This is a genomic window from Campylobacter sp. 2018MI10 (assembly GCF_018501175.1).
Lineage (GTDB): Bacteria > Campylobacterota > Campylobacteria > Campylobacterales > Campylobacteraceae > Campylobacter_E.
In genome coordinates this window covers 1-13372 of sequence record NZ_JAHCZD010000008.1, presented here as the reverse complement: position 1 = coordinate 13372, position 13372 = coordinate 1, and the positions used below count along the sequence as shown (strand labels likewise).

At 27.0% G+C, this 13372-nt stretch carries 14 protein-coding genes; 13 read left to right on the top strand and 1 reads right to left on the bottom strand.

Features of this window, described 5'->3' with window-relative positions:
• Window positions 1–5 precede the first annotated feature (5 nt).
• The gene (locus KJR01_RS04810; RefSeq protein WP_214117525.1) at window positions 6–1199 is read left to right on the top strand and encodes an argininosuccinate synthase; all 1194 of its coding nucleotides are present in this window, start codon (window positions 6–8) and stop codon (window positions 1197–1199) included.
• Window positions 1200–1463: 264 nt separating this feature from the next.
• Window positions 1464–2492, top strand: coding sequence for a cytochrome-c peroxidase (locus KJR01_RS04805; protein ID WP_214117524.1), 1029 nt, complete (start codon window positions 1464–1466; stop codon window positions 2490–2492).
• Between the two features lie 31 nt (window positions 2493–2523).
• Here the strand turns inward: KJR01_RS04805 and KJR01_RS04800 are convergent, their stop codons facing one another.
• Window positions 2524–2886, bottom strand: coding sequence for a histidine triad nucleotide-binding protein (locus tag KJR01_RS04800; protein WP_214117523.1), 363 nt, complete (start codon window positions 2884–2886; stop codon window positions 2524–2526).
• An 84-nt stretch (window positions 2887–2970) separates the two neighbouring features.
• Between KJR01_RS04800 and pheS the strand changes: the two genes are divergently transcribed.
• From pheS to KJR01_RS04745, 11 genes are all read left to right on the top strand, one after another.
• A complete protein-coding gene (gene pheS / locus KJR01_RS04795) occupies window positions 2971–3963 on the top strand; it encodes a phenylalanine--tRNA ligase subunit alpha (RefSeq protein ID WP_214117522.1) in 993 nt (330 codons plus the stop codon).
• Window positions 3960–6266, top strand: coding sequence for a phenylalanine--tRNA ligase subunit beta (gene pheT / locus KJR01_RS04790; protein ID WP_214117521.1), 2307 nt, complete (start codon window positions 3960–3962; stop codon window positions 6264–6266). Before pheS ends, pheT begins: the two co-directional genes overlap by 4 nt.
• A complete protein-coding gene (gene aroA / locus KJR01_RS04785) occupies window positions 6263–7540 on the top strand; it encodes a 3-phosphoshikimate 1-carboxyvinyltransferase (RefSeq protein WP_214117520.1) in 1278 nt (425 codons plus the stop codon). The genes pheT and aroA overlap by 4 nt, the downstream gene beginning before the upstream one ends.
• A gap of 3 nt (window positions 7541–7543) precedes the next feature.
• A complete protein-coding gene (locus tag KJR01_RS04780; protein WP_214117519.1) occupies window positions 7544–8371 on the top strand; it encodes a 4-hydroxy-3-methylbut-2-enyl diphosphate reductase in 828 nt (275 codons plus the stop codon).
• 84 nt (window positions 8372–8455) lie between these two features.
• Window positions 8456–10111 (top strand): 30S ribosomal protein S1, encoded by a 1656-nt coding sequence (locus KJR01_RS04775; RefSeq protein ID WP_214117518.1) that lies wholly within the window; start codon window positions 8456–8458, stop codon window positions 10109–10111.
• Window positions 10112–10113: 2 nt separating this feature from the next.
• Window positions 10114–10596, top strand: coding sequence for a hypothetical protein (locus KJR01_RS04770; RefSeq protein WP_214117517.1), 483 nt, complete (start codon window positions 10114–10116; stop codon window positions 10594–10596).
• 23 nt (window positions 10597–10619) lie between these two features.
• Entirely contained in the window at window positions 10620–11189 is a 570-nt protein-coding gene (gene efp, locus KJR01_RS04765) for an elongation factor P (protein WP_214117516.1), read from the top strand.
• 2 nt (window positions 11190–11191) lie between these two features.
• Window positions 11192–11524 carry a hypothetical protein gene (locus KJR01_RS04760; protein ID WP_214117515.1) on the top strand — a complete coding sequence of 111 codons (333 nt, stop codon included), beginning with the start codon at window positions 11192–11194 and terminating at the stop codon, window positions 11522–11524.
• A 38-nt stretch (window positions 11525–11562) separates the two neighbouring features.
• Window positions 11563–11826 carry a DUF2018 family protein gene (locus KJR01_RS04755; protein WP_214117514.1) on the top strand — a complete coding sequence of 88 codons (264 nt, stop codon included), beginning with the start codon at window positions 11563–11565 and terminating at the stop codon, window positions 11824–11826.
• Entirely contained in the window at window positions 11826–12611 is a 786-nt protein-coding gene (gene cmoB / locus KJR01_RS04750; RefSeq protein WP_214117513.1) for a tRNA 5-methoxyuridine(34)/uridine 5-oxyacetic acid(34) synthase CmoB, read from the top strand. Before KJR01_RS04755 ends, cmoB begins: the two co-directional genes overlap by 1 nt.
• A gap of 1 nt (window position 12612) precedes the next feature.
• Window positions 12613–13089 (top strand): PaaI family thioesterase, encoded by a 477-nt coding sequence (locus tag KJR01_RS04745; protein WP_214117512.1) that lies wholly within the window; start codon window positions 12613–12615, stop codon window positions 13087–13089.
• Window positions 13090–13372 lie beyond the last annotated feature (283 nt).

Here is a 13372-nt window from a genome sequence, read left to right as displayed (position 1 = left end):
AAAGTATGAAAAAAATTGTTTTAGCTTATAGCGGGGGTCTTGATACTTCAGCAATTATTCCTTGGCTTAAAGAAAATTATGATTGTGAAGTGTATGCTTTAGTAGCTGATGTGGGTCAAGATAAAAATGAATTAGTAGATGTTAAACAAAAGGCATTTAATTCAGGGGCAAAAGATTGTGTGGTAGTTGATTTAAAAGAAGATTTTGTTAAAAACTATATATATCCTACAATTTTAAGCGGGGCATTATATGAAGGCACATATTTACTAGGCACTTCAATGGCAAGACCGGTAATTGCTAAGGCTTTAGTTGATTATGCAATAAGCATTAATGCTGATGCTATCGCACATGGAGCTACAGGAAAAGGAAATGACCAAGTAAGATTTGAATACACTATAAACGCACTAGCACCTAAGTTAGAAGTTATAGCTCCTTGGAGAATTTGGAATATGAAATCAAGAGAAGATTTGCTTGATTTTTTAGCGTTAAAAAATATTAAAACAACAGCGAGTAAAGAAAAAATCTATAGTAAAGATGCAAACGCTTGGCATATTTCAACTGAAGGTGGAGTTTTAGAAGACACAACAACTTTTAATAATGAAGATTGTTTTTGTCTAAGTGTAAATCCAAAAATCGCTCCTAATGAAGCTGAATTAGTAAAATTAAGCATTGAAAAAGGTGTGGTTACAAAAGTAAATGATATTAGCCTAAGTCCTTACGAAGCGTTAAATAAACTTAATGAAATAGGGGCAAAACACGGAGTTGGTAGGATTGATATTGTGGAAAATAGGCTTGTGGGAATGAAATCAAGGGGATGCTATGAAACACCTGGCGGAACAATTATAAATACTGCTTTAAGAGCGTTAGAGCAAATCGTTCTTGATAGAGATAGCTTAAAATTAAGAGCTATGTTAGGACTTGAAATGAGCTATTTAGTGTATGATGGTAAGTGGTTTTGCCCTACAAGAACTGCTATTAGTGCTGCGATTAATGAATTTAGCAAAGATTTAAATGGAGAAATAATTATAGAATTATATAAAGGCAATTGCAATGCAATGAGTAAAAGCTCTCCTAATAGTCTTTATGATAAAGATTTTGCAACTTTTAGCGAAGATGAAGTTTATAATCAATTTGATGCAGCAGGATTTATAAGACTATTTAGCTTAAGTGCAAAAATTAGAGCACTAAAAAAATCTTAATTTAATATTTTAGGTCTTTTCATTAAGACCTAAAATTATTCTATTTCTATATTTACTTTATTTACAATCTAATTCTATTTTCTAGCTATTCAAAACACTATTATTACGATATTTGTTTTAATTTTTACACAAAGCATATTGATGAATTAAATAATATTTTTTATCAAAAAATAAATTATAAAACTATAAAATTTTATATAAATAATATTTTTTATTATCTAAAAAACTTTATAATCTTTTTACTTTAATTAAAAGGAGAAAATAATGAAAAAAATTATGTTATCTTTAAGTTTATTAGTAGGTTTAAATGCTGCTAGTTTAATTGATGAAGCAAAAGAAGCAGGTTTGGTTGCTATACCTAGCGATAAAGCCAAATTAGAAGAATTAATTAAACAATATGCACCTGATTATGTAGAATATCCTACCACTAAAGAAAGAGTTGAACTTGGTAAAAAACTATATTTTGACCCAAGAATTTCAAAAAGTGGAATTATATCTTGTAATACCTGTCATAATTTAGGTTTAGGTGGAACTGATGGAGTTCCAGCAAGTACAGGGCATAAATGGTCTCCTAATCCGCATCATCTAAACTCTCCAACGGTTTATAATTCTGTATTTAATTCTTCACAATTTTGGGATGGTCGTTCAGGTCATTTACAAGACCAAGCAAAAGGGCCTATTCAATCATCAGTAGAAATGGCAGCTATACCAAGTGAAGTTGTGAGCAAAATTACTTCAATTCCTGAATATGTTAATGATTTTAAAAAAGCTTATGGAGATAAAAAAATTGATTTTGATTTAATTGCTACAAGTATTGGTATTTTTGAAAGAACCTTAATAACTCCATCAAGATTTGATGAATTTTTAAATGGTAATGAAAAAGCTTTAAGTAAAGAAGAAAAACAAGGATTAAAACTATTTATAGATAAAGGTTGCACTGCTTGTCATACAGGTATTAATCTTGGTGGGACACTACAAGCATTTGAAGTAGCTAATAAATATAAATATGCAAATATAGGTGATTTTAAAGGAGATAGCGATGGTTTAATTAAAGCTCCTACATTAAGAAACATTGAATTAACCGCACCTTATTATCATAATGGTGCTATTTGGGAATTAGATGAAGCTGTTAAATTAATGGGAAAAATCCAATTAGGAATAGAAATAAATGATGAAGAATCACAATTAATAATTACATTCTTAAAATCACTAACAGGTAAAATGCCTGATATTACATATCCTAGCTTACCTGCTTCAACTTCTAAAACAATCAAACCTGATTTAGAATATTAAAACATTCCTAGCTAAATGCTAGGAAGTTAAATTAAAATAATGCTTCTTTATTTTCTTCAACTTTTGGGATAAATAGTTTTAATCCACCTAGCATATGAAAATGTAAATGAAACACTTCTTGTCCTGCATCAGCACCTACATTAGTAAGTAATTTATATCCGCTTTTATCAAGTCCTAATAATTTTGCAACTTCGTGAATAAAATCTGTCATTTTTGCCATTGTAGCACCGTCAACTTCTTGAAAACTTACAAATCTTTTTTTAGGAATTATTAATATATGAACAGGAGCTTTTGGATCTATATCGTGAAATGCTAAAAATTCATCATTTTCTAAAACTTTACTAGATGGGAGTTCGCCTATTACAATTCTTTCAAAAACATTTAAATCGCTCATTTTCTTTCCTTTTTTTAATAGTCTTAATCGTTTATTTATGTAATTTACACTAAAATTGTAAAAAATCAATAAAAAGGCTAACTCTTGGAAGATATTTTAATTAGTTTAGATAATTGTTCTTCGCTTGAAGAATTAGAGCAAATAAAGGTGCAAATTCTTGGTAAAAAAGGTTATTTAACAAGTGAATTTGCTAAGTTAAAAGACTTAGAAGGTGATGAAAAAAAACAAAAAGCAGAAATTTTAAATAAATTAAGAGATGAATTTAATGATAAATTTATTCAAAAGCAAAAATATTTAAAAGATGAATTTATAAAAGCAAAAGCTAAAAAAGATGCTTTCAATTTTGCTTATTTTGATGAGCGTTCAAATTCTGGTGCTCTTCATCCTGTAATGAGCACAATGGATAAGATAATTGATTATTTTTTAAGACAAAATTTTAGTCTTGAAGAAGGTCCGTTGATTGAAGACGACTTTCATAATTTTGAAGCTTTAAATTTACCTAAATCACATCCTGCTAGAGATATGCAAGATACTTTTTATTTTATAGATAAATTACTACTTAGAACTCAAACAAGTCCGGTGCAAATAAGAACTATGAAAAAACAAAATCCACCTATTAGAATGATTGCACCTGGTGCCGTATTTAGAAGAGATTTTGATATTACACACACTCCTATGTTTCATCAAATAGAAATGCTTGTGGTTGAAGATGGGGATAAAATATCTTTTGCTAATTTAAAATATGTTTTAGAAGAATTTTTAAGATATATGTTCGGAGATGTAAAAGTTAGATTTCGTCCAAGCTTTTTCCCATTCACAGAGCCTAGTGCAGAAGTTGATATATCTTGTGTATTCTGCGGCGGTTGTGGTTGTAGAATTTGTAAGCAAACTGGCTTTATTGAAGTTATGGGTTGTGGTATGGTTCATCCAAATGTATTTAAAAATGTTGGCTATAAAAATGTTAGCGGATATGCTTTTGGTTTAGGAGTTGAGCGATTTGCAATGCTACTTCATAAAATACCTGATTTAAGGTCATTATTTGAAGGAGATTTAAGATTATTGGAGCAATTTAAATGATAATTAGTAAGAATTGGTTAAATGAATTTATAGACTTAAAAAATATTAGCACAGATGAATTAGTAAAAACTTTAAATAGCATAGGTTTAGAAGTTGATGGAGTAACTACAATTATAGCTCCTAAAAAAGTTGTAGTTGCAAAAGTAATGAGTAAAGAAAAGCACCCTGATGCTGAAAAATTAAGCATTTGCCAAGTAGATGTTGGTAATGAAGTTTTACAAATCGTATGTGGAGCTAAAAATGTTGAAGCAGGGCAATTTGTAGCAGTTAGTTTAGAAGGTGCACAAATTGGTGATATTACTATTAAAAAAGCTAAATTGCGTGGGGTTGAGAGCAATGGAATGATATGCTCATCAACTGAACTTGGATTTGCTAAAATAAATGATGGCATTATGGTTTTAGATAGTAGTATAGGCGAACTTACTTTAGGTAAAGAATTATGCGAATATCCTTTATTTAATGATGAATTAATTGAAATTGAGCTAACTCCTAATCGTGGGGATTGCTTAAGTATTAATGGTATAGCAAGAGATTTAAGTGCAGCATTAGATATTAATTTAAAAGAAAAGAAACCTTTTAAAGATATTGATAATGCAGAAGGTATTAGAAGAATTTTAAATGTTCATTTTAGTGATGGAATTGATGGTAATTTAAATATAAAAGCAATAGAATTATTAAATAATATTGAAAATACTTTAAAGGTTAAATTAAGATTAGCTAGTATTGAAGAATTAAAAGATAATGCTATAGAAAACTTATTATCTTATACAACACATGCAAGCGGGGTATTATTTAATGCAGTTGATTTAAGTAAATTATGTAATGAATGCGAGCAAATAAGTTTAGATGTAAAAACCAAAGAAAACAAAGAATTTGTTATTAAGTATAAAGATAAAGAATTAGCAATTGCTGGAATTACACAAAATGAAGAATTTAAAATAGATAAAGATAGTAAAAAAATAATCATAATTGCAAATTATGTAAATCCTAAAATAATCGCAAATACCCATAAAAATTATAAAAATACAGATATTTATAGAAGTTTTAGGGGTAGCGAACCAGAGCTTAATATAGGAATTGATTATTTATTTAATTTGTTACAACTTAATAAAAACATTAAAATTTATGGTAGTTCTTGTCAAAATACCCCAAGCAAAGAAAAAATATCAATTAATTGTAATATTAGTGAGCTTGAAAATATGATAGGTCAGTCTTGCGAAAAAAATGATGTTGTGAAAATTTTAAAAAGATTAGGGTTTGAATTAAGTATTGCTGAAGATAATCTATATTTAAAAGTTCCATTTTATAGACATGATATTAATAATTCTGCTGATATTTGTGAAGAAATAGTAAGAATGATTGGCATTGATAATATTAAGCCTAAACCACTTGATTTTTATGAATTAAACAGAACAAACAACACTTATTTAAAATATAAAAAATCTCTTGAATTAAGAAATAGAGCTTTAATGTGTGGATATTTTGAAAGTATTGGCTATGTTTTTGATAGCAAAGAATTTTTAGAAAAATTAAATTTAAAATATATCAAAAATGAAATTATAAACCCAATCACAAATGAAATGAATACGCTAAGAAGCTCTATCATTAGCACACTTTTAAAACAAGCTAGTTTTAATTTTAATAATTCAAGAAAATCAGTAAAATTATTTGAAATTGGTAGTGTATTTGATGAAAACGGACAAGAAAATAAAAAATTTGCTTTAATTAGCTCTGGCTTAAGTGAAAATGCAAATTTAAAAAATCATGCAAAACCTAAAAATGTTGATTTTTTCACATTCTTAAATGAATTAAAAACAATATTAAAGGATTTCCAATTAAAATCTAGTGATTATCATTTATTTAGCGAATTTGAAAGAGCTGATATTTATAAAAACAATCAAAAAATAGGGGTAGTTGGAAGATTAGATTTACATTTAGAAAATGAATTAGAATTACCGGTTACTTATTTATGCGAAATTGATTTTAATGCTTTAGAGTATGATTTTATACAAGCAAAAGCTTATTCAAAATTCCAAGGAACAACTAGAGATTTAAGTATTTTAGTGCCTAAAAATTATGATTATTCGGTTATAAAATCAACTATAAATAAATTAAACATTAAGAATTTAAAAGATTTTAAAATAGTAGATTTATATCAAGATGAAAGCTTAAAAGATTATGAAAGTTTAAGTATAAGTTTTTCATTTGTTGATGATGAAAAAGTATTAAAAAATGATGATATAAATAATGAAATGAATGAAATTATTAGTGAATTAGATAAAATAGGATTAAAATTAAGATGAAAATAAAAGCATTAAATAAACAATTTGATTTAGTTTTGGAAAATATAGCTGCAGATAAATCTATCTCTCATAGAGCTGCTTTATTTTCTTTATTAACTAATGGGGAGTGTAAGGTTAAAAATTATCTTTACGCACAAGATTGCCTACATACTTTAGAAGTTGTAAGAAATTTAGGTGCTACAATAAAAATATATGAAGATAAAAATGAATTAGTTATAACACCGCCTAATGCTATCAAATCTCCTAATGTAGTTTTAGATTGTGGAAATTCTGGGACACTAATGAGACTTTTAATTGGTTTTTTAGCTAGTCAAGATGGTTTTTTTGTTTTAAGCGGAGATGAATATTTAAACAAAAGACCTATGAAAAGAGTAAGCGATATACTTAATAAACTAGGGGCTAAAATTGATGGTAGAGAAGGGGCAAATTATGCTCCTTTAGCAATTAGGGGAAAGAAAATAGATTATTTTACTTTTGAAAATACTCTAAAATCAGCACAAGTAAAAACTGCATTAATATTAGCTGGATTATTGAGTAATGGTTGCGAAATATACGAAAGCGAATTAAGCAGAGACCATTCAGAAAATTTATTAAAAATGATAAAAGCACCAATAAAAACAGATGGTTCTAAAATAGAAGTAAAACCATTACAAGATAAATTACAATCGTATGAAATAGAAGTTCCAAATGACCCTTCTTCTGCATTTTTCTTTGCTGTTTTATGTGCTATCAGTGATAATTCCACTCTAGTTTTAAAAAATATGCTTTTAAATAAAACTAGAATTGAAGCATTTAAAATTCTTGAAAAAATGGGGGCAAATATTACATATCAAATAGAGAAAAATGATTATGAAAATATAGGAACCATTACTATAAAAAGTTCTAAATTAAAGGCTGTTGAAGTTAGTGAAAATATTTCTTGGCTAATTGATGAAATACCAGCATTATCAATAGCATTTTTATATGCTGAAGGAAATTCTATTGTCAAAAATGCAAAAGAATTAAGAGTAAAAGAAAGCGATAGAATAAAGGCTGTCCTTGAAAATTATTCAATTTTAGGTGTTGAATACGAAGAATTTGAAGATGGATTTATGGTTGTTGGAAAAAGTATAAAAAATAATAATGTAATGCTAAAAAGTTTTGCAGACCACAGAATAGCTATGAGTTTTTCTTTGCTAGCTAAAGATTATGAAATAGAAATTGACAATGTTGAATGTGTAGATGCTTCTTTTACAAATTTTTATGAAATTTTATCTTTATTTGAAAGACAATAAAATATGAAAATAGAATTAGCTAAAAGTTACGGATTTTGTTTTGGAGTTAAAAGAGCTATCAAACAAGCAGAGAAGACTAAAGATGCAGCCACCATTGGGCCATTAATTCACAATAATGATGAAATATCAAGATTAAAGAACGATTTTAATGTAAAGACTATTAATGATATAACAGAATTAAATGATGAGAAAAAGGCTATTATAAGAACGCATGGAATAACAAAACAAGACTTAGACATATTAAAAGAAAGTGGTAGAGAAATTATAGACGCAACTTGCCCTTTCGTTAAAAAGCCACAAGAAATTGTGGAAAAAATGAGCAACGAAGGGTATGAAATTGTTATTTTTGGTGATAGCAATCATCCAGAAGTAAAAAGCGTAAGAAGTTATGCTACTACTAATAATTATGTAGTTTTAGATGAAAAAGAACTGATAGATATTAAGTTTAAAAATAAAGTAGCTTTAGTAAGTCAAACTACAAAAAAAGTAGAAAAATTTATGCAAATAGCTAATTTTTTAATGTTAAAAGTAAAAGAAGTAAGAGTTTTTAATACAATTTGCGATGCAACATTTAAAAACCAAGAAGCTATTAAAATTCTTGCAATGAAAAGTGATGTTATGATAATTGTTGGCGGTAAAAATAGCTCAAATACAAAGCAATTATTTTTAATAGCAAAAGAGCATTGCAAAGATAGTTATTTAATTGAAAATGAAAATGAATTAGATTTTAATTGGTTTAAGGATAAAAATCTATGCGGAATTAGTGCAGGAGCTAGCACACCTGAATGGATTATTGATAAAGTTGTTAAAAAAATAGAAAATTTTACTTAATATTAAATAGTCATAAGTGAAATAGTGATAGAATAGGGCACAATCATTTCTTAATTTGATTAATTTTATTACAAAAGGACCAAAATGGCTAAGTTAAATGGAGCTCATAACAATTTAGAAGATTTAGAAAACATTGATTTCGCGGCAATGTTAGATGAGTTTGAAAGCGAAAAAAATCCTGAAAATATTTCAGTAATTGATGGAAAAATTATTAAAATTGAAGGCGACGAAGTATTTGTTGATATACAAGATAAATCAGAAGGTGTTTTAAATATTAGTGAAATCACAAAAGATGATAAGCTATTGTTTAATGTTGATGATGTTATTAAGGTAACAGTTGTAGGTAGTTATAATGGACGCCGTTTATTATCATACAAAAAAGCACTTCGTAAAGAAAAAGTAGTTGAATTTATTAAAAACTATAATGAAGACAATAACGATACTTTTGAAGTAAAAATCATAGGAAAAAATCGTGGTGGTTTTGTTGCAGTAGATAATAATGAAGTAGAATTTTTCTTACCAAAATCACAATGCTCTCATAAAGAAATTAATACTTTAATGAATAAAAAAATTAAAGTTAAAATATTAAAAATTGACGAAGAAACACAAAGTATAGTTGTGTCAAAAAGAAAAGCAAACGAAGAAGACCGCAAAAAGAAAAAAGAATTAATTAATAATATAATCAACGATTCAGAACTTAAAGAAGGTGTTGTTAGAAAACTTACAAGCTATGGAATGTTTGTTGATATTGGTGGAGTTGATGGCTTAGTTCATTATAGCGAAATATCTTATAAAGGTCCTGTAAATCCTAGTACTTTATACAAAGAAGGGGATAAAGTTTTAGTAAAAATTGTAGGATATGATGAAGAGAAAAAACATATTTCTTTATCAATCAAAGCAGCTTTAAGTGACCCTTGGGATGAAATTAAAGATAGCTTAGAAATTGGAGATATTTTAAAAGTAGTAGTTTCTAATATTGAAAATTATGGAGCTTTTGTAGATTTAGGAAATGATATTGAAGGATTTTTACATATAAGTGAAATTTCTTGGGATAAAAATGTTAAAAATCCAAGAGATTATTTAAAAGAAGGTCAAGAAATTGATGTTGAAGTAATTGAAATAGATTATGAAAAACGCCGTTTAAGAGTATCTCTTAAAAATTTACTTCCAAAACCTTTTGATGGCTTTAATGAGAAATTTAAAGCAGGAGATATTGTTGAAGGCGAGATTAGCACTATTACAAATTTTGGAGCTTTTGTTAAAATTGACAATATTGAAGGTTTATTATTAAATGATGATATATCTTGGACTGAAAATGAAACTTGCAAAAAAGTTTATAAAGTAGGGGATAAAGTAAAAGTTAAAATTAGAAAAATTGATAGTGAAAACCAAAAAATTTCTTTAAGTGTTAAACATTTAGAAGAAAGTCCTAGTTCATTATTTGCTAAAGAACATAGATTAGGTGATGTTATTAAAGGTATTGTAAGCGATATTAAAGACTTTGGAGTGTTCGTTAAAGTAAATGATAAAGTTGAAGCTTTAATTAAAAATGAAGATTTAGGAGAAGTTAAGCCTAATATTGGAGATGAAATTGAAGGAGCTTTAATTTTCACTAGAAATGGTAAAATTCGCTTAAGTATAAAAAAATTAAATTTAATTAAAACTCGTGAAGATTTAGAAAAATTTAATTCTGATGATAAAATTACAATAGGTGATATAATTAAAGATCAATTACAATAGTAATGAAACAACACTCGTTATATTTTATATTTGGAATAATTTTTTTTATTTTAGTATTGGTTTTAATGCTATTAATAAAATCTGCAAATTATAAAGATTTGCAGATTTCTAAAATTATTGATGAAAATATTGAAATTATTAAAAATAAAATATCAAATAATGAGTGGTATGCTAAATTAGCTAAAGATGAATTGGGAGATTCTTACCCAATATCAAATGAACTTTATGTTCATTTTGAATTACAAGATACAGGTAATTTAAGTAAAAAGAAATTTTTTAAATTAAATATAGATAAAAACGATAATTATTCTTTGTTTTGTGTAAAACAAACTATATCTAATTTAAATTTGAAATATTTTTTAATTAATAATAAAAAATATTCTCAGATAGTCATAGATACTAACAATATTTCTTTATTACATTACCTTATAGATAGTTTAAAAAACTATAATATCAATTCTGATTTTGAAGAAATTTGGATTTAATTTAATTTTAAAGGATTAACAAAATGGCATCTTATTCAATGGGTGATTTAAAAAAGGGTTTAAAAATAGAAATAGAAGGTGTTCCTTATAAAATAGTGGAATATCAACATGTAAAGCCAGGTAAAGGTCCTGCTTTCGTAAGAATAAAAATAAAATCTTTCATAAATGGTAAGGTTTTAGAAAAAACTTTCCACGCAGGTGATAAATGTGAATCTCCTAACTTAGTAGAAAAAGAAATGCAATATTTATATGATGATGGAGAATTTTGCCAATTTATGGATAATGAGACTTATGAGCAAGTAGCTATAACAGAAGAAGATGTTGGTGAAAGTAGAAAATGGATGATTGATGGTATGAATGTAAGCGTATTATTCCATAACGGAAAAGCAATAGGCGTTGAAGTTCCGCAAGTTGTTGAACTAAAAATAGTTGAAACTCAACCGAATTTCAAGGGTGACACACAAGGCTCTAATAAAAAGCCAGCTACTTTAGAAAGTGGTGCAGTTGTTCAAATACCTTTCCATGTATTAGAAGGGGAAGTTATTAGAGTAGATACTCAAAGAGGCGAGTATATAGAAAGAGCTAATAAATAATTATGAACGATAAAGCAAAGCGTGTAAAATACTTAAGAGCTTTAGAAAAAGCTGCTAATCGCTTTGCTTTAGCCTTAAAAAAAGAAGATTTTTCAGATGGTATTTTCGCATCTAGTATAGAGCAGAATTTAAAATTACTAAATAAATGTGAGCCTGTTTATCTTGATTCTACATATTCAAAAGAATTAGAAAATTTTGTGAATTTATGCTGTTTTTCTCAATTAGACAGATTTGAATTAATTAGCAAATTTAATACTCTAGAGAAAATAAAAAAGCAAAATCAATACAAAAAAACAAAACATAAAAATCAATTGTATGATAATTTATTTAGTTAAAATATATTTTTATTTAAATAAGTTATTGGAGAATTAAAATGGATGATTTTGATAAATTATTTGAGACCACACCAGAAGAAAAACTAATAGATGTATTACAAAACGCACCAAGAGGTGCAGTTCAAAATACTATAGTAACGCATAGTAAAGAATTTTTAGCATTAAAATTATTATTAGAAAAGCAAAATATAGACTATACACAAGTTGAAGAATTTATATTTAATAATGATGCTTTGCTAAATGAAATGCTAAATGATGTTTTTATAGATTTAACAGCAAAAATTTTAGGGCATGAGGGATAATGAAAGTTATTTTTGATGATATTGTTGAAATTTATGATGATACATTAAATGAAGAAGATTTATTAATTAAAGCAAAAAGCCTTAAACCTTGGAGAAAAGGGCCTTTTAAAATAAATAATATTTTTATAGATAGTGAGTGGAAAAGCAATATAAAATATAATATTTTAAAAAAGCATATTGGTTGTATTGAGAATAAAATAGTGGCTGATGTTGGGTGCAATAATGGTTATTATATGTTTAGAATGCAAGAATTTAGACCAACTAAGATTGTCGGATTTGACCCTTCTCAAAGGTGCTATGAGCAATTTACTTTTTTAAATTCCTTATTTAAAACAAATATTGTATTTGAGAGATTAGGGGTAGCTGATTTACCAAGCTACAATCATAAATTTGATGTAATTTTTTGCTTAGGGGTGATTTATCACAGAAGCGACCCAGTGCAAATGCTAAAACAATTAAAACAAAGTCTAAACACTAATGGGATTGTATTCTTAGATACTATTTATTTTGATAGCGAACAACCTTTTGCTTTAGTTCCAGATACAAGTTATGCAAAAATGTCTAATGTATATTTTATACCAAGTATTAAAGCATTGCAAAATTGGTGTAAAAAAGCTAATTTTAAAGAATTTGAAATACTAGCAACTTCTAAAACAACAATAGAAGAGCAAAGGAAAACAGATTGGATTGATGGATATAGCTTGGAAGATTTTTTAGAAGATGATGATTTTACAAAAGAAGGTTATCCTGCACCAAAAAGAATATATATAAAATTAAAGGTATAAAATGGCTGAAGAAAAAAATGATATAGAAGAAAATTCTACAGAGATTAAAATCAATGTTGAAGCTTGCCCTACAATAAATACAGAAATTTGTGGCAACATTACCGAAACAGATGAAAATAAAGCAAATCTGCAATTAAAAATAACATCTGAATTAATTTCAGATTCTGAAGGTTTAGCGCATAATGGTTTTATATATTCTGCAGGAGCTTATGTTGCACAAGTAGCAATTAACAAAAAAAATACCTGTGTTATAGGCTCAAGAACTAGTTTTTTTGCGCCGGCTAAAATAGGGGATATTATATCTTTTGAAGCAACTGCTAAATTTGATAATAGTAAAAAAAGAGAAGTTTTAGTAAAAGCATATATAAGAGAAGTATGCGTATTTGAAGGTATTTTTTATGTTCTAGTAACAGATGAACATATATTAAAAATGCAAAAAAGTGAATTAGCAAAATACCAGAGCAAAAAACAAGAATAATAATTTTCTTGTTTTATAAACTAAAACCTTTTATACAAACCAAATTCAAAATATATAAAAAACACTACACTTAAAACAACGGCACTTGCATTTGCCTTAACTTAAAGCATATTTGATATTTAGTTTAAAATGAGTATTTAAAAAGTGCTTAAACATTTAAAACAACGGCACTTGCATTTGCCTTAACTTAAAGCATATTTGATATTTAGTTTAAAATGAGTATTTAAAAAGTGCTTAAACATTTAAAACAACGGCACTTGCATTTGCCTTAACTTAAAGCATA